At 63.6% G+C, this 18,554-nt stretch carries 24 protein-coding genes, 1 pseudogene and 1 riboswitch; of the genes and pseudogenes, 13 read left to right on the top strand and 12 right to left on the bottom strand.

Annotated elements, in window-relative coordinates:
• Together LCM4576_RS36665 and LCM4576_RS36670 are read left to right on the top strand one after the other, a co-directional pair.
• A pseudogene (locus LCM4576_RS36665) lies at window positions 1-251 on the top strand (hypothetical protein); the annotation flags it as partial.
• Between the two features lie 371 nt (window positions 252-622).
• The gene (locus LCM4576_RS36670) at window positions 623-1,180 is read left to right on the top strand and encodes a hypothetical protein (RefSeq protein ID WP_071036180.1); all 558 of its coding nucleotides are present in this window, start codon (window positions 623-625) and stop codon (window positions 1,178-1,180) included.
• 116 nt (window positions 1,181-1,296) lie between these two features.
• On the opposite strand, the gene LCM4576_RS30950 is transcribed toward LCM4576_RS36670, so the two are convergent.
• Both LCM4576_RS30950 and LCM4576_RS30955 read right to left on the bottom strand, forming a co-directional pair.
• A complete protein-coding gene (locus LCM4576_RS30950) occupies window positions 1,297-1,941 on the bottom strand; it encodes a response regulator transcription factor (protein ID WP_071036181.1) in 645 nt (214 codons plus the stop codon).
• Complete coding sequence (locus LCM4576_RS30955; RefSeq protein ID WP_071036182.1) at window positions 1,938-3,341, bottom strand: sensor histidine kinase; 1,404 nt, start codon at window positions 3,339-3,341, stop codon at window positions 1,938-1,940. Before LCM4576_RS30955 ends, LCM4576_RS30950 begins: the two co-directional genes overlap by 4 nt.
• Window positions 3,342-4,426: 1,085 nt before the next feature.
• Between LCM4576_RS30955 and LCM4576_RS30960 the strand changes: the two genes are divergently transcribed.
• Entirely contained in the window at window positions 4,427-4,648 is a 222-nt protein-coding gene (locus LCM4576_RS30960) for a hypothetical protein (protein ID WP_041009275.1), read from the top strand.
• 536 nt (window positions 4,649-5,184) lie between these two features.
• On the opposite strand, the gene LCM4576_RS30970 is transcribed toward LCM4576_RS30960, so the two are convergent.
• On the bottom strand, window positions 5,185-5,565 hold the full coding sequence (locus LCM4576_RS30970) for a YkvA family protein (RefSeq protein ID WP_071036185.1): 381 nt from the start codon (window positions 5,563-5,565) through the stop codon (window positions 5,185-5,187).
• Window positions 5,566-5,626: 61 nt separating this feature from the next.
• Window positions 5,627-5,809, bottom strand: a complete 183-nt coding sequence (locus tag LCM4576_RS30975) for a hypothetical protein (protein WP_041010878.1) — start codon at window positions 5,807-5,809, stop codon at window positions 5,627-5,629.
• Between the two features lie 248 nt (window positions 5,810-6,057).
• Between LCM4576_RS30975 and LCM4576_RS36155 the strand changes: the two genes are divergently transcribed.
• Entirely contained in the window at window positions 6,058-6,207 is a 150-nt protein-coding gene (locus LCM4576_RS36155; protein WP_116398052.1) for a hypothetical protein, read from the top strand.
• 29 nt (window positions 6,208-6,236) lie between these two features.
• On the opposite strand, the gene LCM4576_RS30980 is transcribed toward LCM4576_RS36155, so the two are convergent.
• Window positions 6,237-6,572 carry a hypothetical protein gene (locus LCM4576_RS30980; RefSeq protein ID WP_131803328.1) on the bottom strand — a complete coding sequence of 112 codons (336 nt, stop codon included), beginning with the start codon at window positions 6,570-6,572 and terminating at the stop codon, window positions 6,237-6,239.
• A 365-nt stretch (window positions 6,573-6,937) separates the two neighbouring features.
• On the opposite strand from LCM4576_RS30980, the gene LCM4576_RS30985 reads away from it, so the two are divergent.
• The 3 genes from LCM4576_RS30985 to LCM4576_RS30995 all read left to right on the top strand — a co-directional run bounded on the left by LCM4576_RS30985 (window position 6,938) and on the right by LCM4576_RS30995 (window position 9,462).
• Window positions 6,938-7,762, top strand: coding sequence for a Ku protein (locus LCM4576_RS30985; RefSeq protein WP_071036187.1), 825 nt, complete (start codon window positions 6,938-6,940; stop codon window positions 7,760-7,762).
• Between the two features lie 100 nt (window positions 7,763-7,862).
• On the top strand, window positions 7,863-8,120 hold the full coding sequence (locus LCM4576_RS30990; RefSeq protein ID WP_071036188.1) for a metal-sensing transcriptional repressor: 258 nt from the start codon (window positions 7,863-7,865) through the stop codon (window positions 8,118-8,120).
• A gap of 10 nt (window positions 8,121-8,130) precedes the next feature.
• Complete coding sequence (locus tag LCM4576_RS30995) at window positions 8,131-9,462, top strand: cation diffusion facilitator family transporter (RefSeq protein ID WP_071036189.1); 1,332 nt, start codon at window positions 8,131-8,133, stop codon at window positions 9,460-9,462.
• A 167-nt stretch (window positions 9,463-9,629) separates the two neighbouring features.
• Here the strand turns inward: LCM4576_RS30995 and LCM4576_RS31000 are convergent, their stop codons facing one another.
• From LCM4576_RS31000 to LCM4576_RS31020, 5 genes are all read right to left on the bottom strand, one after another.
• Window positions 9,630-10,529 carry a DUF1259 domain-containing protein gene (locus LCM4576_RS31000; RefSeq protein ID WP_071036190.1) on the bottom strand — a complete coding sequence of 300 codons (900 nt, stop codon included), beginning with the start codon at window positions 10,527-10,529 and terminating at the stop codon, window positions 9,630-9,632.
• 152 nt (window positions 10,530-10,681) lie between these two features.
• On the bottom strand, window positions 10,682-11,629 hold the full coding sequence (locus LCM4576_RS31005; RefSeq protein WP_071036191.1) for a DMT family transporter: 948 nt from the start codon (window positions 11,627-11,629) through the stop codon (window positions 10,682-10,684).
• A 64-nt stretch (window positions 11,630-11,693) separates the two neighbouring features.
• Window positions 11,694-12,167: a hypothetical protein gene (locus LCM4576_RS31010; protein ID WP_052457633.1), complete on the bottom strand. Its 474-nt coding sequence runs from the start codon at window positions 12,165-12,167 to the stop codon at window positions 11,694-11,696.
• Between the two features lie 159 nt (window positions 12,168-12,326).
• Window positions 12,327-13,067, bottom strand: coding sequence for a CbtA family protein (locus LCM4576_RS31015; protein WP_071036193.1), 741 nt, complete (start codon window positions 13,065-13,067; stop codon window positions 12,327-12,329).
• Between the two features lie 47 nt (window positions 13,068-13,114).
• Window positions 13,115-13,324, bottom strand: coding sequence for a CbtB domain-containing protein (locus LCM4576_RS31020; protein WP_040980324.1), 210 nt, complete (start codon window positions 13,322-13,324; stop codon window positions 13,115-13,117).
• 1 nt (window position 13,325) lies between these two features.
• Window positions 13,326-13,469, bottom strand: a riboswitch (adenosylcobalamin (AdoCbl) riboswitch).
• Between the two features lie 85 nt (window positions 13,470-13,554).
• Between LCM4576_RS31020 and LCM4576_RS31025 the strand changes: the two genes are divergently transcribed.
• The gene (locus LCM4576_RS31025; RefSeq protein WP_071036194.1) at window positions 13,555-14,130 is read left to right on the top strand and encodes a histidine phosphatase family protein; all 576 of its coding nucleotides are present in this window, start codon (window positions 13,555-13,557) and stop codon (window positions 14,128-14,130) included.
• Between the two features lie 146 nt (window positions 14,131-14,276).
• Complete coding sequence (locus tag LCM4576_RS31030; protein ID WP_071036195.1) at window positions 14,277-14,549, top strand: PilZ domain-containing protein; 273 nt, start codon at window positions 14,277-14,279, stop codon at window positions 14,547-14,549.
• 3 nt (window positions 14,550-14,552) lie between these two features.
• Here LCM4576_RS31030 and LCM4576_RS31035 read toward each other — a convergent pair whose 3' ends face one another.
• Complete coding sequence (locus LCM4576_RS31035; protein WP_071036196.1) at window positions 14,553-15,020, bottom strand: isoprenylcysteine carboxylmethyltransferase family protein; 468 nt, start codon at window positions 15,018-15,020, stop codon at window positions 14,553-14,555.
• Window positions 15,021-15,306: 286 nt separating this feature from the next.
• A complete protein-coding gene (locus tag LCM4576_RS31040; RefSeq protein ID WP_071036197.1) occupies window positions 15,307-15,828 on the bottom strand; it encodes a DUF6428 family protein in 522 nt (173 codons plus the stop codon).
• A gap of 42 nt (window positions 15,829-15,870) precedes the next feature.
• Here LCM4576_RS31040 and LCM4576_RS31045 point away from each other — a divergent pair, with 42 nt between their 5' ends.
• The 4 genes from LCM4576_RS31045 to LCM4576_RS31060 are packed head-to-tail and all read left to right on the top strand — an operon-like array spanning window position 15,871 to window position 18,553.
• Window positions 15,871-16,221 carry a helix-turn-helix transcriptional regulator gene (locus LCM4576_RS31045; protein ID WP_071036198.1) on the top strand — a complete coding sequence of 117 codons (351 nt, stop codon included), beginning with the start codon at window positions 15,871-15,873 and terminating at the stop codon, window positions 16,219-16,221.
• Window positions 16,222-16,256: 35 nt separating this feature from the next.
• On the top strand, window positions 16,257-16,955 hold the full coding sequence (locus tag LCM4576_RS31050) for an MIP/aquaporin family protein (RefSeq protein ID WP_041009297.1): 699 nt from the start codon (window positions 16,257-16,259) through the stop codon (window positions 16,953-16,955).
• A complete protein-coding gene (arsC, locus tag LCM4576_RS31055; protein ID WP_071036199.1) occupies window positions 16,952-17,365 on the top strand; it encodes an arsenate reductase (glutaredoxin) in 414 nt (137 codons plus the stop codon). Before LCM4576_RS31050 ends, arsC begins: the two co-directional genes overlap by 4 nt.
• The gene (locus tag LCM4576_RS31060) at window positions 17,366-18,553 is read left to right on the top strand and encodes an MFS transporter (protein WP_071036200.1); all 1,188 of its coding nucleotides are present in this window, start codon (window positions 17,366-17,368) and stop codon (window positions 18,551-18,553) included.
• Window position 18,554 lies beyond the last annotated feature (1 nt).

The following is an 18,554-nucleotide window of genomic DNA, read 5'->3' on the forward strand; positions in this document are numbered from 1 at the left end:
ACAACGGAAACGGCAACAGCGGCAAGAACAGCAGCGCCAGCGCGGCAAGCACCGCCGATGTCGATGATCATGTGAACGCCCTGACGGGCGACAAGGTTGAGGCCACCCRCACCAAAATCCAGGTCACGCACCRCAATGGAATGAAGGAGAAGATCGAGAACGGCCGGTTCAGGATGGAAGACAAATACGGACGCACCATCGTCGACCGCAAGGCCACCATGGCCGATCTCAATCGCCTGAAGAGTTTGTGAGATAGAGTTTGTGAGAGCGAGGTTTTATCGGGATTAGATCTTAAGGGACCGAAGGTCAGCGCTGCAAAATCAGGTTGCCACCTTTTGCTTCGTCTCTGCGGTCCTGATCGTCTTGCGGTAGAACTTGGCTACTCACCTTACCCCCGCCTTCGTGCGGGGGTAATTTTTTAAAACCCGGCGACGTCCCGCCGCCTGCGACATTGGTCAGTCATGCCGGCGGAAATGGTCCGACCGGTCGGGGCATGGGTCGTGGGCCGCTTTCGTCTTCTGCCGGAATGTGAATCCTTGCCGGCCAAGACACTGGTTCCGTTGCGCCTTTCCCGTGAGCGGAACTTCGGCAATGCCGAGACGGACCCGCAGGAAAGGACCGAATGCACCAACCAGCCTGCAAAGGGCCTGCCCACCTTATGCTGCGCGTCGTTGCCGCGCTGTCGATTGTCGTCGCGCCCTGTCTGGTGAAGCCGGGCTGCATGACCAAGCTCGCATCCGCCGCCTATGCCGGTAACGGCAATGGCAATGGAGGCGGCAACGGCAGTGGCGGAAACGGCAGCGGCGGCAATTCGGGTTCCGCCGGTGGCTCGAATTCCGGCTCGGCCGGYGGCTCGAATTCCAGCAATGGCGGCAACAACGGCAACAGCAATGGCCAAGGCAACAACGGCAACAGCAATGCCGGCGGCGGCAACCCCAATGCCGGGCCGGGCAACAACAGCGGCAAKGGCAACACCAATCCCGGCGGCAAGAACAGCTACACCAATGCCGCAACCGGCGACACGCTCTCCATCGACGGCGACAAGGTCACCGTCATTCATCGCAACGGCATGAAGGAGCAGGTCGAGAACGGCCGTTTCGAGATGATGGACGCGCAAGGCCGCACCATCATCGAGCGGCAGGCGACGGAGGAGGACGTGTCGCGCCTGCTGAACCTGTGAGGGGATGAGAACTGAGGAACTGGAGAAATTGAGGAGCTGAAGAAATCGAAAAATTGAAGAGAGGAGTCCCTCTTGGCTCTCCAGTTTCGTTAATTCTTCCTCAGTTCCTCAGTTCCTCAGTTCCTTTCCCTCGCCTCATGCATCAGCAGCGCCGCCTCGGTGCGGTTGCGCACATTGAGCTTGGCCAGCACCCTGGTCATGTGATGCTTGACCGTCTTCTCCTGCAGCGACAGTCGGGCGGCGACCTCCTTGTTGCTCAGCCCCTCCGCGACCAGTTTCAGGATTTCGGCCTCGCGGCCGGTGAGCTGGCTGAGCGGATCAGGCTTGCCGCCGGTGGGCTGCAGAAGGTCGGAAAGCAGCCTCGCCGAGAGGCTCGGCGATACGTAGCTCTGGCCGTTGGCGACGTCGCGCAGGATCTCGGCCAGCGCCTTGGAGCCGACGCCTTTCAGCACATAGCCACGCGCGCCGGCCTTCAGCGCCTGGGCCACGTCGGCATTGGTCTCCGACACGGTGAGCATGACGATCTTCTGCTCGGGCATCGTTGAAAGGATGCCGGCGAGCGCATTGAGACCGCCGCCCGGCATGCTGATGTCGAGCAGGAGGATATCGGGCGTGCTGGTGCGCGCCAGCCTTTCGGCGTCCTCGGCGCTGGCGCCTTCGCCCACGAGTTCGAAGCCGCCTATTTCGCCGAGGCTGCGCGCCACGCCCTCGCGAAACAGGGGATGGTCGTCGACTATTGCGATGCGGATGGACGTGCTCACGGTTGCTCCTCGACAGACAAGGTGATCACCAGTCTTGTTCCTCCCGGGCCGGTCAGCGTTTCGAACTGTCCGCCTATGCTTTCGATACGCTCCCTGAGGCCGGCAAGCCCAAGGCCCTCGCTTCGGGCCGGATCGAAGCCCGGGCCGTTGTCCGCAACCTCGACGAGAAGCTTGCCGCCTTTCGTCGTGGCCCTGACTTGCTGGCCCTTGCCCTTGCCGTGCCGGAAGGCGTTGTTCAGGCCTTCCTGCACGAAGCGATAGATGCTGATCTTTTCCGAGGTGCCGAGTTCCGGCAAGCGCTCCGGTAGGGTTAGCAACACTTTGGTGTCGGTGCGCCGCTCGTGCTCGGCCACCGCGAGCCGCAAGATGTCGGCGATGGCCTGTGTCTCGATTTGCGGCAGCACCAGTCCGTTGCAGATGCCGCGTATCTCGCGCATCGCTTCGCCGAGCGTCTTGTGGATGCCGGCGATCTCGGCCTCGCGCAGCGTGCTCGACGTGGTCGGATCGACCAGCGCCGGGCTGTCCATCCTGAGCGCGGCGAGCGCCACGAGTTGCGCCGGCCCGTCATGCAGGTCGGCGCCTATGCGCCTCAGATAACGCTCGTTGATGGCGGCGGCGCGGCGCGAGGCGCGCTGAACGCGCTGCCGCAGCGTCGAGTTCTGCGCCAGCGCCGCCTGCAACTCCGCGACCTTKGCCTCGAGCGCCGCCTGCTGGGTAACGATGGTGCGGCTGCCCCGGAATACGATGCCAGAGAGCAGGGCAAGCGCCGCCGCCGTGGCGCCTGCCACCACCAGCCAGCTCCATAACAGGGCCGAGTGCAGCGATTCCTCGAAATCGCCGGACAATTCGTAGAATTCAGACACGGCCACGACCTCGCCCGACCAGGGTTCGCGCACCGGGTTGTAGATCTCGAGCAGCGGGACCCCCATCGACCGTTCTTTCTCGTCTTCCTCGTCTGCGAGCCTGTTGGAGTTGTATCTGACCATGACATTGCCGGCGAAAGCGGCAACGAGATTGACGTTGGGCTTGATCTGCCTGCCGATGAGGCTGGCGTCCTTCGAATAGAGAATCGTGCCGTCGCGCCGCCAAAGCTTGAACGAGACCAGCCTTTTCCCAAGGGCCCCTTGGCCGAGCGTCTCGTCCAGCGCCCGCTTGACGGTGTCGTCCAGCTCCTGGCTCTTGCGCATGTCGGGCAGCAGCGGCGCGATCACGCTATCGACATAGAGCGCGGTGGTGGCCGCGGAATTGTGCAGGACGCCGTCACGGATTTGCGATGTCACCCACAGTCCGACCACGARCATCACCGCCAGAAGGCCGATGCCGCCCGCGATCACGAACTGCCAGGCAAGCGAGAGCCCGCTCCAGATTCGTGCAAGACGTTTTAAATACCTCCCAAACATCGGCACCGCTCACCCACCCGTCCAGGAGAGTATAGGCGAGGGCAGGCAATTGCGACACCGACCTTGGTCCGTGCCCGTAGGGAAGGTTAATGGCGGGCGGTTTGCCGGCCCGCACCGGCGGGCGGCTCCGATTCGCGGCCGGGGAAGGTTGCTCATGCTTCCCGACGGCAAAAGCCCGCGCCACTCCTGTTGACGGGGAAGACGCGGGCCGGTTGCCACCTGGATCTGGATCATCTCTTGCGGCTCTACGTGCCGAGACAATCACCATTTAGGCCCGAGGTCCACATCAAAAGACATATGCTTCGGTGGATATAGCGCTGCCTTGAGATGGATGCCGGCCGTCTACCGTCATCCGCCCTTCGTTGTAGTTCCAATCATATAGCGCTTCACCCATCGGCCGCCCGCTCGCAACGCCGCGTCCCATCGGCCGCTCCATCCCGATACAAGCCGCTGGAGTCGCGGCAAAACTTGCCCCCAAAAGAAGTCAGGGCCAAGCTGTTGATGGTCTGAACGACCGCCGCATATATAACGGGCTAAAACCTTGGGGGTCTTGGCAACGCATTATGGACGCCGGWACAGACAAGAAAAAAAGAAATCAGCGGCTGTCGGTTTTTGAGCTCGAGGCGTTGCGGGAGGCTTTCAAGCGGTCTGTTCGTGAGAACGGTGTCGTGGAAGCGGAATGGGCGCGGCACGCCGAGCTTTTCGTCAAAAGTACACTGCAAAAAGGCAGCCGTCCCACGCGGGCCTGACGTTCGGGCGCTCCGGCGCCGGATGGATTTCATTGACGCCGCCGGTCGGACCATTGCGTTGGCGCATAGGACCTCAGCAACAATTGCGGGCGCAACGGGAAGTAGACACTCTATCCCTGCGCCGGCTCCCCCCAAGGAAACCCAATGGTCGGCGCTTCAGCCCGGCCTGYCTGTCAAAGAGCCGTACTCTTTTACCGCCAAGGCAGGCCGGGCTACCCCAACCGTCGATTCGGCCTCCCACGTCCGATATCCTTCGAGACACGGCGCAATTAACGGATGCGCGGGGCCGGCATTCTAGCGCGGAACGAAAGGCGGGCAGGCGCGTTTTCCGCCGCGATGTCGAGGATCCCTCATCATCACAAGGCCGAAAGACCTTTTCAGGCCTCGCTTGCCGAGGCCGAGCGCCTGGCGCGCGCACAAAAGAACGCCAGGCTGAAGGATCTTCGCACCCACGCTTCGTGGCTGGTGCTCGATCCGCAGGCGCACTTCCAGGAGGAGATCGATTGTTCGGCGTTGCTCGGCGACCTGCCGATCCGAAAGGTCGTCCGCGACGGCTAAAGCATGTCTCCCGAAGTGGAAACCGATTTCGGGATAAAGACATGCGCAGAATCAACAACCAAGAGCGCATGGAGCGAATCTGAAGGCTCGCGACGCGCTTTAGGTCCTTGCGGCTTTCAGCCTCAGGCCGCCTGTAGCCGGGCTGCGCCATCCCCGCGTGATATCTYGACCAGCCGCGCGATCGCCCATGGCGCCATCAGTGCGAAGAATGCCGTGACATCGAGGAAGATCGACCGCGCCAGATCGAAACTGCTGTGGTCRTAGCAGACTGCGAACYCCATCACGCTTGACCCTTTTTGACCCACCCGTTGCGCATGTCGTTTCGCGCGTCTCACTAGCATGGTCCTGATTTGCAAAAAATACAAGGCACGGCTAATGTATATGTTAAGTAAGGCGCTGCTGGCGCATGCGCGGTCATGCCGGCTGAAGCGCCTAGAGCGTGTCGCGATCTTTCAGATTCGCTCCCTGCGCTTTGGGCTTTTGATTCTACACATGTCTTTGCCCCGAAACCGGTTCCCACTTTCGGGAGACATGCTTTAARYCGRCTTCGGCCAGAACAGCCAGATAAGGGCCACTGCCGCCAAGGCCCAGAGCGCGATCATGAAGGCGAGTCCGGCCTTGCTCACCGGCTTCTCGCGTCGCATGGCCTCTTCGCGGAATTCCTGCATCAGATCGGCTGGGACCAGCTTGACCGCGAGCATGATGCCGACAGGCACGATCAGCAGGTCGTCCAGATAGCCGATGATCGGGATGAAGTCCGGGATCAGGTCGACAGGGCTCAGCGCGTAGGCCGCGACGGCGCCTGCGGTGGCTTTTGCGTACCAGGGCACGCGCGGATCGCGGGCGGCGATCCAGAGCGCCACCACATCGCGCCTGATCTTGCGCGCCCACTGCTTTGCCATATCGAGCATAGACATGCGGCCCTATATACGGGCGAGYGGGTCTTCAGGCCATGTGGCGATCGAGAGCTCGGCCTTCTCAGGCGCAATCCTTCAGTTCCACAACCTCGACGCCGAGGCGGAAGGCCTGGCCGTCGGCATAGGAGCGCGCATGCTGCTCGGCTTCGAAGGGGAAGATGAGCGTCGTACCGTAGGCGGTGACACGCACCGTCCACTTCTGGCCTCTGACGAGTTCAACGCCGTGAAGCTTCGCCGTAACCATCTCACCCTCCTCAGATCCGGCACGTCAGCGACATCCGCATAACGTCGCCAAAGTCATTTGAATACAAATAATCCGACCAAATCGTGTCGTTGCGGCGTCGATTCCGACATTTGGCCGTTTGCGTCCGTGAAATGGTTCACCGACAGCGGCGCCTTTTTTCGGCCGGGCCGCAAAAGGGGGCGGGACGCCCTGCCTGGAACCGCGACGGTCCCGGTCAGGTTAAAGTCTTGGTTCATAAGGAGGCGCCCATGATCCGCAAGCTGAAATMGGGCGAATATCGGCTCTATTCGCGCAAGATCGATCCCAGGACCGRCAAACGCCGCAATCTGGGCACCTTCAAGTCGCGCGAAGCGGCCGAAAAGCACGAACGCGAAGTGCAGTATTTCAAGCGGCACTAGTTAGTTTTCGCGACGTGGTGGCGATCGCGTCATCCATGCGGTCTCGGCGGGGTGCGTGGGCGCGGGTGGCCAGGCACATTGGAGCCGATATGGTCGAGGTCGCAACGTCGCGTGATCATCTCGACCGACTTGGTGTCGACGCTCACGCGCCCCAGCACCTGCACGGTCGTGCGGCCGAGGTCGTCATCGACATGGACGACCTCGCCCTCGAGCCTGAGCTTGTCGCCAACCTTGGCGTTGGGCTCGACCATCGAATAACTATGGCTGTTGCCGTCGAGCGTCAGCGTCACGCGATCCTTGACGCGCTCGGTCACCGTCGCGACCACTGCCACCCTGTCCCCTATTTCAACAACGGGCCGTATCATTGCGGCCTCCTTTCTGCTCCGTGCGGTTGTTGGCCGGGAGCCAATTGCTGTCGACATGACGGCGCCGGCAGCTGCTGAAATAAACGAGAAAACAAGTGTTTGGTTGCCTCTGAGCTACCTGCCGCTATGGCCCGGCCGATCACCTGAAGCCAGATTGTGCGGCAGATACTGCGTTCAGTCGCCATGCCGGGCGATGCCATCAACAGCATCGGGAAGGTGATGCGCGTGCCTCGATCGACCGCAAGGCCGAGCACCGTTCGCATATGCCTGCCGTCTTGCCCACCGAGGTGCTGTGGCTTGGCCCGCGCGGAACCACGCGGGCCGCCAGATGTTCCTTGTGATCACAACGACAACAGGGGCGGCATATGGTTGCGCCACGCGCGGTTTGGAAGGGTTTTCTGAAGGTCGGGTCGGTCTCGTGCGGCGTGAAGCTGGTCGGCGCGACCAGCGAAGCCGGAAAGGTTCATTTCAAGATCCTGAACCGTAAGGACGGCTTGCCGGTGAAAAGCGCCTATGTCGACGAGCAGACGGGTGATGTAGTCGAGACCGAAGATCAGACCAAGGGCTTCGAGTTAGAGAAGGATGATTTCGTGGAGATCGARCCCGACGAGATCAAGAAGCTGAAGCTTACTTCGGCACATACGCTGGAGGTYGATGAGTTCGTGGCCTTGGATGACATCGATACTCGCTACCTGGAAAAGCCTTATTATCTCATTCCCGCCGACGGCGCGGCCCTGGAGGCCTTCAGTGTGCTGCGCGAGGCGATGAAGGAGAAGCGGGTCGCTGCAAGATCCTGCGTGGTGCTCTACCAGCGCGGCCGCGAGGTGGTGATCCAGCCCTTCGACAAKGGCATGCTTCTCACCGAACTGCGTACCCACAACGAGATGGTTTCGGAGAAAAGCGTCTTCGAGGATCTGAAGTCGCCGAAATACGACAAGGACCTGCTGGAGATCGCCGAGCTCCTGATCGACAAGAAGGTAACGAAGTTCGACCCGTCGAAATTCCAGGACACTTATGAGGATGCGCTTATCGCGATGATCGATGCCAAACGCAAGGGCAAGAAGCTGCCGAAGGCCGCACCCAAGCCGAAGGAAAACGTCATCGATCTGGCTGCGGTGCTGAAGAAGAGCCTCGCCAAGGAAGGCATCAAGGCTCCGTCGAAGACGAAGCCCGTCCGCAAGTCTGCTTGATCAAGACTGGAGATAATCGTCCAAGCCGCGTCATCCGTTCCCTCCGTCGGATTTGCGATGCATCGCTTGCCACATCCTACCCTGGGGGATAGGTTGCGGCATGACGATACACAGCTCCCATCCCGATATCATCGCCCGGCTCAAGCGCGCGCACGGCCATCTCGCCGCCGTGCTCGCCATGTTCGAGCAAGGCCGCTCCTGCCTCGATCTCGCCCAACAGCTCCACGCCGTCGAAAGCGCCGTCGGCAACGCCAAGCGCGAGCTGATCCACGACCATATGGAGCATTGCCTTGTCGAAGGCGGCGAGCCGACCAGGGACACGCTCAAGGAGCTGAAGCAGCTCACCAAATATTTGTGAGGCGGTTGATGTGGGAAAAATTCTGGACTGGTTCGGCTTCGGCACGCATGGACATGACCATAGCGGGCATGACCATGGGAGGCATGGCCACGGACCGCCCGGCCATACGCATGGCGTGATCGACGCCACCATCGCCACCACCGATCGCGGCATCTGGGCGATCAAGTGGTCGTTCGTGATCCTGGCGATCACCGCCGCCCTGCAGATCGTCGTCGTCATGGCTTCGGGCAGCGTGGCGCTGCTTGCCGACACCATCCACAACATCGCCGACGCGACCACGGCCATTCCGCTCTGGATCGCTTTCGTGCTGGTGCGGCGAAAGCCGACCCGCACCTTCACCTACGGTCTCGGCCGGGCCGAGGACCTGGCAGGCATCGTCATTGTGCTCATCATCCTGGCGAGCGCGCTTGTGGCTGGATATGAAGCCGTCAACCGCCTGTTCAACCCGCAGCCGGTGCAGTTCCTGGGCTGGCTCGCCGCGGCCGGCGTGATCGGCTTCCTCGGCAACGAGGCGGTGGCCGTGTTCCGCATCCGCGTCGGCCGCCAGATCAACAGCGCGGCCTTGATCGCCGACGGCTATCACGCCCGCACCGACGGGCTCACCAGTCTTGCCGTCGTTGCCGGCGCGCTCGGCRTCTGGCTCGGCTATCCGCTGGCCGACCCGATCATCGGCCTCATCATCACCGCCGCTATCTTCGRCATCGTCTGGCAATCGGCGCGCTCGGTGTTGACGCGCATGCTGGACGGCGTCGAGCCCGGCCTCGTCGGCGAGATTCATCATGCCGCCGACCATGTCGTCGGGATCGAGAGGGTGGTCGACGCGAAGGCCCGCTGGCTCGGCCACAAGCTGCATGTCGACGTGGAAATCGCGGTCAATGATGGGCTGCTGCTCGCCGCCGCGAACAACATCGCCGCATCGCTCAAGGCCGAGCTCTCCGCGCACATTCCCGCGCTCGACGTCGCCACGGTGCGCTTTGCCGAGCCACGGACGGAAGGGGGCCACCATCATGCGCCCGATCCGTTCCTGGTCTCCGGCAAGCTCGCCAGCGGGCTGCTCGAGATCGTCGACACGCCGCAGGGCGAGCGCATGCGGCTGCGCCTGTCGCGTCACGCCGAGGGCCTGCGGGCGAACGTCGCCATCGAAAGGGYGGACGGCGCGGTCGAAAGCCTGCCGCTGTCGCCGGTCGGCGGCGACCATCACTACCTGCAAAGTCTGGTCGCCCCGGCTGAGCCGCACGAATTCAGCGCCAGGCTGCAACTGGCTGCGGGTTCCGACAGCGAGGATCTGCCCTTTGCCATGGCCGAGCCTGAAGGCCACCACCATGAGCACGCGAATGGATGATATAGGCACTCTTTGAGTACCAGCGCGAAATCTACCTGGCGATAACGCAACACTAAGGGCGCGCGGCGTCGATGTTCRCCTTCCGCCTCGTAGCTGGGCTGTTTGACGCCAAACGGACCGATGCAGCGTAACGGCCCTTCGGAATCCCGCCGGGATTGCGTCGAAGATCAGCTACYCGTCCTGAGGTGTGCTTGATCGAGCGCCAGCTTCAGCCCTTTGGCCAACTTCCCGACATCGTCATTCGCCCAGAAATGCATGAAGAACAGCCGGGGTTGATCGTCGAGCATGTGATTGTGCACGGCGGTCACTTCTATCCCGCTTTCCCRCAAAGCTCGTAGCACCGGGTTCACTTCGGATGCGATCAGAACGAAATCGCCGGTGATCGCGGCCTTGCCACCGCCGGTGGGCTGGAAGTTGATGGYAATCGCGGAGCCCATTGCATCGGGCACATCCATGCCATCGTCTTTGATGGTCTCTGCGCGCGGGATGCTGATCTGATAGACACCGCCGTTGACCTTGCCTTTGTGGCCAAGCGTCTTGTCAATGGTTTGCGTGTCGAGATCGATCGCTTTCGAAGCAGCGGCGGCGCTCGCCGGTGCGTCCGAAAGCGGCGTTCCACTTTGCTGCAACGCCGAATGCAGCGCCGTAGCCAACTTTTCCGGATCGCCGTGCGCCAGGACGTGCATGTACATCGTCTCCGGCTGGGCCCTCTGCAGGTGATTATGGAGAGCCGTGATCTCGATGCCGCTTTCGATCAGTTTCATCATCACCGGGTCGATCTCGGGCAAGGTCAAGACGAGATCGCCCATCACCATGGCGTCGTGATCGCCCATGGGCTTGAATGCGAGCCACGAACCGAGCGCCAAGGCTGGTTTGAGTTCCAAGCCGTCGAGAGTGACTTTCAGGTCCGAACGAGGCAGCCCGACGCGATAGATGCCCCCTGGCACCTCTTGGCCGGATTTCCCGAGCGCCTGCGCTACCGCTTTCCAGTCGGGTGCGGCAAGCGAGGGTTGGGCAATTCCAAGGGAGGCTGCCAACGCGAGGCCAGTTATGATTTTTCCACGCATGATTTGCTCCTGTGTTCAGCCCAGGCGCCCAAATGGAAAACGTCTGCCATTCCGAGATGCCGTCACGCTCGCGCAATTGTGATGCGCTCGGTCATCAGGCCGCCGGCTTGCGTGTTTTTCTCCCTTTCGGCGCGAGCCTCATGCGCAACGCGTCACCGCACGCTGATCAGCGCCGTGCCGGCGATGGCCAACAGCGCGCCGGCCCAGGCGGCCGCGGTCGGCCTTTGYCCGCTGCGCAGCCACACCATCGGCAAGATGATGACCGGCGTCATCGAGGACAGCGTCGAGATGATGCCGACATTGCCTGTGCGCAGCGCGGCCATCAGGCAGGACATGCCGAGCGAGGTGCCGACGAAGGCGGACAGCACGGCGAGCCCGACCGTGCCGAACTGGGCGGCCTCCCGCTTGCCCCTGCCGAACGGCGTCGCGGCAAGGGCGACGAACAGGATCACGGCGAGGCCCGAGCGCAGCGCCATGGCCGTGAAGGGTTCGACGCCAGCAGCCATGGCCGGCCGCGCCAAAAGGGTACCGATCGCCTGGCCGAGCGCCGTCGTCACGCCGAGCACGATGCCTGGTCCGAGGCGCCCGGTGAGCGGCGGGCCGGGCACAGTGCTGACCGGCACGGTGGAAGGGGTGACGACCGGCATCGCCGGCGCCAGGTCGCCGCGCTTGAGGAAGCGCCGCGGCATGCCGATGGCGAGCACGATGCCCGCAAGCACCAGCGCCACGCCGAGCGCCTGCCAGCGGCTGATGGTTTCGCCGAGCACGAGATAGCCGAGCGCCAGCGCGAAAGGCGAGGTGAGCGAGAAGAGCAGCGCCGTGATGCGCGGGCCGACCGAATAGATGGTGGCGAAATAGGTCGTGCTGGCGATGCTGATGCCGGCGAAGCTCGATCCGGCGAGCAGCCAGAACTCCCTTGGTCCGATCGTGTGCCAGCCGCCGATCGCCAGCGACACCGAGCCTGTCATCACGAAGGTCGCGAGCATCTGCCAGCGGGCAAGCTGGAGGAGGGGAACGCGGCCTTTGAGCTCGCTGAGGAACATGGAACTCAGCGCGCTGCACAAGGCGGCGGTGACGGCGAAGGCTTCGGGGGCGAACATGGCTGGCGACTGCGAATCCGGGAGCCGGACAATTGYCGTGCTTACGCCAGCACGAGGCCCGCGGCTAGGCTGTGCGGGGCCGCGGTCTGCCGAAGATCATCCAACTGGCCGCGATCAGCGCTGCGGTGGTCGCAAGAAGCACCGCGAGGCTCGGCAGGTGCAAGAACACAGTCCGCCAGCGCGGCTCGATCACCGCGCCGGTGCTGAAGGTCTCGCCGCTGAACTGGCACAGGATCCAGGACGCGCCGCTGCGCACCATCTCGGCATCGATGTCGGAGATCAACGCCTTCGCCCCATGCGCTGCCGACGGCATCGTCGCCATGTAGGTGAGCAGCGCCTTGGCGGTGGCGAGATAGGCGTGGCTGCATTCGTTGAACGGGCTCTCCTCATCGCCGAGGCTGCCCGGCATCAGGCCCCAAAGGCAGTAGGTGTATTGCAGGTTGCCGTGATTGTAGAGCCGCCGGAAGGTCGGATCGGTCACCGTCTGTGCTTGCGCGAGTGCGAGAATGTCGCCGCGATAGCGCGCGATCACCGCCATCTGGCCATGGGTGAGGCTGGGGATCTGGATGCCGGGAGGCGGAGGGGCGGAAGATCCGCTATGGGCTTGGGCCGGGGCTGCCAGGAGGAGGGCGAAAAGGGTCGCCAAAAAGAAATTGGCCGCCAGGGCGCGGAACCGTGGCGGCCAACGCATCGGATTTCAGGCGTAGCGGCGGGCAGGGCTGCGCTGGTCGCGCACCGCGACCACGCGTTCGGCAACCGCACCGAAGCCGAGCCCGACGACGGTCCACAGCACAAGCTGGATGCCGAGCGAGGCGACCCGGAACTGCCAAAGCACCGTCGCCGAGAAGGTCTCCGGCACTTCGTTGATGTCGGGCAGCGCCGCCTTCACCAGCGCGAAGACGACGAGGAAAGCCAGGCCCGCGACGATCGAGGCGTTCCAGGCGCCGAGCCGGTTCCACAGCCGTTGCGCCAGGCCGACCGCCGCCACCATCGCCGCGATCGACACCACGATCATGATGAAGAACAGCTCTGTGYGGTAACCGATTGTCTCGGCATTRCCGACAGCCGGTGGGTTCGCCKGKTATTTGAGGCTCGGAACCACGATCACGGCCAGGAAGCCGAGCAGCGCGATCAGCGCCGAGGTGCCGCGCGGGCCGAGCGAGCCCAGCCGGCCATAGGCATAGGCAAAGACCAGCGAGAACAGCCCGCCAAGGGCGGCGCCATAGATCAGCACGCCGGTCGCCAGGCCAATGCCGGCCTGCGTGGCGCGGCTGACCATCTCGGGTTCCGGCGCCTCGCCGGTGGCCTGGGCCTGCTGTTCCTCGAAGGCGATCGCCTTATCGACCTGCGGCTCGCCATAGACGCGAGCAAAGGCGAATGCCAGAATCCCTGCAACCAGCCCGACAAGCATGCCGCGCAGCAAGAGTTTTCCGACCATGTTCAAGAACCCTTTGTCGAAAGCGGGTTCAGCGATGCTGAACCGCTTTAGTGGCAGGGGAAGCCGAGCAGGTGGCGGCCGTCATGCACGAATTCGTGCACCGCCGTGCCACGGATCAGCGAGGTCGCGCCTTCTTCCGCGCCGACGAAATAGAGCATCAGCATCAGCATCAGGCCGGCGAAGATGGCCCAAGGCAGAAGCTCGCGGACCGGAATCGCAACCGGACCGTAGCTGGGGGCGAAAGTGGTGTCGGACATATTTGACCTCCCTTGGGATACTGCGTCCCGTTGATCGAACAATGCTGBGGAATAAGGCCTGACTTTCGGCTTGTGCCGATCACAGTGGCGCGACCGTGCCGGACTCGCACCGGCTTCCAATCCCGTATAGCGCTAAAACACTTGTCAGCACTTCGTTCGCCTGTCAACGACATGTAATGGCCAACGCGGCCTCGCGCGGCTGAAATTTCACTGGACCACGGAGTTTTGGGATGTTCGCCCGCCTGACGATGATCGCAAGCGGCGCGACGCAGAGCACGCGCAAGGGCTGCTTTCCGAAGGACGAGGCGCCGGAGCCGAGCGCTCTCAAGCGCGCCGGCGCGATGGCTTCGTCGCTGCGCCGGGCCGACCGCGTCTGGACGAGTCCGGCGCTCGCCGCACGGCGGACGGCCGAGGCGCTCGGCCTGGACGCGACGGTCGAGCCGTTGCTTGCCGAGCAGGATTTCGGACGCTGGGCCGGCAAAGGTTTCGAGGAGGTGCAGGCCGAGGACCCAGAAGGCATGGCGGCCTGGCTTTCCGATCCGGACGCCGCGCCCCATGGCGGCGAGTCGCTTGCCGCGGTCGCCTTGCGTGGCGCGGCGCTGATGGAGCGCCTGGCCGGCGAGGGCGGCCACACCATCGCGCTCACCCATGCCGTGCCGATCCGCGCCGCCGTCGTGCATGTGCTGGGCGCGCCGCTCTCCGCCGTCTGGAAGATCGACATCGAGCCGCTGTCACACACCGAATTCCGCGGCGACGGCCATCGCTGGGTGCTGCATGCGAGCGGGGTGATGGCCGGCGCGAGATAGCGCTGGAAAAGCGCTTGCCTGGCGACGAGCGGTCGCCGGCGAAGGCGAAGTCCGCCGTTTCAGCGATCGCTAACGGAACGGAAACGCCTCGCTGCTAGGGTGCAGCCCCGTGGCGAGGAGAGCCTCGCCCGAGGAGTCCGTCGCCTATGGCCGAATATCCCGAGACCGAGCGCCGCCTTCATGTGCGCGAATTCGTGCTCAAGGAAGCCACGATCATTGCCAATGGCGTCAGGATCGGCTGTTCGGTCAGAAATCAGCACGAGCAGGGCGCGGAATTGCGCGTGGCCGCCGGTATGGACATCCCGGAACGCTTCCTGCTCGAGGTTCCAGCCGACGACATGGCCTATCGCGCTTTGGTGCGGTGGCGGCGCAACGACCGCCTTGGCGTGGCGCTCTACAGCAACGCGCCGAAGGACTGACACTCAAAGATAGCGGCGCACGCTCGCCCTGTACGAGCGGTAGGATTCGCCGAACTTGCGCTCCAGATAGGTTTCCTCGCGCAGCACCACGCCATAATGCAGGATGGGGAAGCTCGCGACGAGGGCGATGACGGCCCACCAAGTGTCAAACAGCAGGCCGATCCCGAGAAGCAGCCCCATCAGGCCGATATAGAGCGGATTGCGGGTTAAGCCGAACGGGCCGCTGGTGAGGATCGCGGTGGTCGGCAATGTCGGGTTCACATTGGTACCGCCGCGCAACATGGTCGAGCGTCCCCAGGCTATGATCGCAATCGCAAGTGCTGCCAGCACGATGCCGAGCACAATGGTGAGCGGCCGGCCACCAATCGCCAGCGGCCAGACATAGCGCAGCGCGAGCATCGCGATCAGCGCCACGAGAAAGAGCAGCGGCGGGAACACCGCGACCCCCGGATTGTCCGCTTTGTCGTCCATGGCCAATCTCGCCGGTTCTCAACCAGGCGCCATCGCAGCCACTATGCATGGCCGCACGCCACTCAGCAATTCGTGATTTGATCCTGCCCGGGACGACGTGCGACCCGGYACAGGGGAACGCAATCGCGGTGCGCGTTCATGGCTGCCGGTTAACGGGGAATTCGCGCGTGAGCAGGACAGCGGTTTGGGTGGCGCTGATCGCCATCGTCGTCGTGGGCCTCTACCTCTTGCAGGCCAACGGCATGATCCGGTTCTGAAGYGGCGTCACGCGGCACCATTCGCAGGATCAGCAACAGCGGCTCGCCCCGCAGCATGGCTGGCTTGCCGCCTTCTGTTCCTTCAGCCAGCGGTCGCGCGGCTTGCAGCTTGCCGGTCGTGGCGTCAGCTCGACCTCGATGACACCGCCAACGACGCTTGGCTGAGCCGCCCGGTGCAACTCCATGGGGCGGACGCCGTCACTGACCTCAAAGGTCAGCTTCGCCGCCTGATCGAGAGCGACATGGTCCGAAACCTTGCGGATGATCGCGGCGAACTTGCCGGCTGGCATATGGACCGGGCCGCCTTCGTCCACGTCCCATAGCTGGACGAATATCTCCGACCATGATTCCGGATTCGCTTCGCAATCCAGCGCCGCGAACTTTCCCGCCTTCACCTCGGTGACATGGTAGCCCGGCTTCACCGCCCGTCCGCCGTAGCGGAACACCAATGGCTTGTCCTTGCAATCGGCCAGCGCCGCCATGAGATCGCCGATGGTCAGGTCGGAGGGGTCGACCGGGGTGACGTTTTTCCGGTTGTCAGAAGAGAGCATGTCGGCTATTCCTCATTTCAATATTTCAAGGATTATTGAAACGTGGATGAACGTCAAGCCTTGATCGCCTTTGGCGCGCTGTCGCAGGAAACACGCCTGYGCCTGTTGCGCCTGTTGGTCGTCGCCGGACCGGAAGGCATTTCCGCCGRTTCCCTCGCCGAACAAGTCGAGGTCTCGCCCTCCAATGTCAGCTTCCATCTCAAGGAATTGGAACGGTCTGGCCTCGTGACCGCGAGGCGCGATGCCCGCTCGATCGTCTACAGTGCCGAGTACGATGCGCTGTCCGGGCTGATCCGCTTCCTGATGGAGGATTGCTGCTCGGGCCGCCCGGAAATCTGCGCGCCGGCGCTTGCGGCGCCTTGCTGCCGGCCGGGCGAGGGGACGCGGCAGTGATCGACGCGCCCCGGTGCCCAACGCAAGGCTGATCGATGAACATTTTTGATCTTCCGCGCCGGTTCGCGGCTGAAGCCCTGGGCACCGGTCTGCTGGTGGCGACGGTCGTCGGTTCCGGCATCATGGCCGAGACGCTGACGCATGACACAGCGCTGGCGCTGCTTGGCAACACGCTTGCGACCGGCGCCATGCTGGTGGTGTTGATCACCGTCCTTGGCCCGATCTCCGGCGCGCATTTCAATCCGGCCGTTTCGCTGGTGTTCCGCCTCAACCGGTCGCTGCCAGCCCGCGATCTCGTTGCCTATCTCGTCGCGCAGGTCGCCGGCGGCATTGCCGGCACGATGGCGGCGCACCTCATGTTCGCCCTGCCGATGCTGGAGGTCGCAACCAAGCTGCGTGCCGGACCGGCGCAGTGGTTCTCGGARGTGGTCGCGACATTCGGCCTTGTCGCCGTTATTCTCGCCGGCCTCCGTTTCGAGCGACGGGCCGTGCCGTGGCTGGTCGGGCTCTATATCACGGCGGCCTATTGGTTCACGGCGTCCACGTCTTTCGCCAATCCCGCCGTCGCCGTGGCGCGCTCGCTCACCAACACCTTTTCCGGCATCAGGCCGGTCGATCTGCCAGGCTTCATTGCCGCCGAGCTGGCCGGCGCCTTGATCGCGCTGGCACTGATGGGCTGGCTGCTCAAGCCCGAAACCGTTCAGCAACACCAGCCACTGAAAGCAGAGCCATGACGGTCACGATCTATCACAATCCCGCCTGCGGCACCTCGCGCAACACGCTCGCCATGATCCGCGCAAGCGGCGAGGAACCTGTGGTGATCGAGTATCTGAAGACGCCGCCGAGTCGCGAACGGCTGTTGGAACTGATCGCGGCGATGGGGATCAACCCGCGCGGGTTGTTGCGGGAAAAGGGAACGCCTTACGCCGAACTAGGCCTCGCCGACCCGAAATGGAGCGACGACGAGCTGATCGATTTTATGCTCGCCCATCCGATCCTGATCAACCGGCCTATCGTCGAAACGCCCAAGGGCACGAGGCTGTGCCGGCCTTCGGAAGCGGTACTGCCGCTGCTCGACAATCCGGTGCACGAGTTCGTCAAGGAGGACGGCGRGAAGGTCGCCTACGGGCCGGGGCAAGTCTGATTGGAAGCCACGGCACCGCTCGCCCGCAGCCGCCATCTCCTCGTCTCGGCTCTCGGCGTCACACAGATCCTCGCCTGGGGATCGTCCTACTATCTGCCCGCCGTTCTTGCCGCACCGATTGCCAGGGATACCGGCTGGTCGCTTGCGTCGGTCGTTGCCGGGCTGTCCTGCGGGCTGCTGCTTGCCGGGCTGGTCTCTCCCGTTACCGGGCGGCTGATCCAGCGCCATGGCGGTCGGCCCGTGCTTGCCGTGAGCTCGTTGCTGTTGGCCGCAGCGCATTCGCTGCTGGCGACGGCAACCACCTATCCCCTTTACCTGATTGCCTGGCTGCTCATGGGGCTGGGCATGTCGAGCGGCCTCTACGATGCCGGTTTCGCAACGCTCGGCCGCCTCTATGGACAGGGCGCGYGAAGCGCCATCACCAACCTGACGCTCTTCGGCGGTTTCGCAAGCACGGTCTGCTGGCCGCTCAGCGCCTTCCTGGTCGAGCATGGCGGATGGCGTATCGCCTGCCTCTCCTACGCGGCCATCCATCTGGCGATCTGCTTGCCGCTCCATCTCCGGATGATACCGCCGTCTCCGCCCGCGGCGCCCGCGCCAACGAAAGACAGGTCGAAGGAGGCGTCGACCGCGGGCAGGACGCGGGCACGGTTCATTCTGCTGGCTTCCATCCTGACATTGGCCGCGATGATCGCATCCATGCTCTCCGTCCACCTGCTGACGCTGCTGCAACTGCGCGGCGTGAGCCTTGCGGCCGCCGTCGGCCTTGGYGCCCTGGTCGGCCCTTCACAGGTTGGAGCGCGGGTGGCGGAGCTGCTGATCGGCCGCAACCGGCACCATCCGATCTGGACGATGCTGACATCCGTATCGCTGCTCGCGGCCGGGATCTGGCTGCTCCTGGCGAGCCAGACCTTCGTTGCACTCGCTTTGATCCTTTACGGCGCCGGCAACGGCATCCACACGATCGCGCGCGGCGCGCTGCCGCTGGTGCTGTTCGACCCGCAGCAATACGCGGCGCTGATGGGCAAGCTCGCGACGCCCAGCCTCATCGTCCAGGCGGCAGCTCCTTCGATCGGTGCGCTGCTTCTTGGCATGGGCGACGGGACGCTTATGTTGGCGACGCTTGCGCTGGCGGCGACTATTAATGTGATGCTTTGCGCCTGTCTTGTGGYGGTCGTGCGCAGATGAT

The sequence above is a fragment of the Mesorhizobium sp. LCM 4576 genome, assembly GCF_001854815.1.
Classification (GTDB): Bacteria; Pseudomonadota; Alphaproteobacteria; order Rhizobiales; family Rhizobiaceae; genus Mesorhizobium; species Mesorhizobium plurifarium.

Bases quoted from the DNA above. Each gene is read 5' to 3' on its own strand.
- LCM4576_RS30960 (WP_041009275.1), top strand. From the start codon at position 4,427: ATGTCGAGGATCCCTCATCATCACAAGGCCGAAAGACCTTTTCAGGCC.
- LCM4576_RS30975 (WP_041010878.1), bottom strand. From the start codon at position 5,809: ATGGTTACGGCGAAGCTTCACGGCGTTGAACTCGTCAGAGGCCAGAAG.
- LCM4576_RS30980 (WP_131803328.1), bottom strand. From the start codon at position 6,572: ATGATACGGCCCGTTGTTGAAATAGGGGACAGGGTGGCAGTGGTCGCG.
- LCM4576_RS30990 (WP_071036188.1), top strand. From the start codon at position 7,863: ATGACGATACACAGCTCCCATCCCGATATCATCGCCCGGCTCAAGCGC.
- LCM4576_RS31010 (WP_052457633.1), bottom strand. From the start codon at position 12,167: ATGGCGGTGATCGCGCGCTATCGCGGCGACATTCTCGCACTCGCGCAA.
- LCM4576_RS31020 (WP_040980324.1), bottom strand. From the start codon at position 13,324: ATGTCCGACACCACTTTCGCCCCCAGCTACGGTCCGGTTGCGATTCCG.
- LCM4576_RS31025 (WP_071036194.1), top strand. From the start codon at position 13,555: ATGTTCGCCCGCCTGACGATGATCGCAAGCGGCGCGACGCAGAGCACG.
- LCM4576_RS31030 (WP_071036195.1), top strand. From the start codon at position 14,277: ATGGCCGAATATCCCGAGACCGAGCGCCGCCTTCATGTGCGCGAATTC.
- LCM4576_RS31035 (WP_071036196.1), bottom strand. From the start codon at position 15,020: ATGGACGACAAAGCGGACAATCCGGGGGTCGCGGTGTTCCCGCCGCTG.
- LCM4576_RS31040 (WP_071036197.1), bottom strand. From the start codon at position 15,828: ATGCTCTCTTCTGACAACCGGAAAAACGTCACCCCGGTCGACCCCTCC.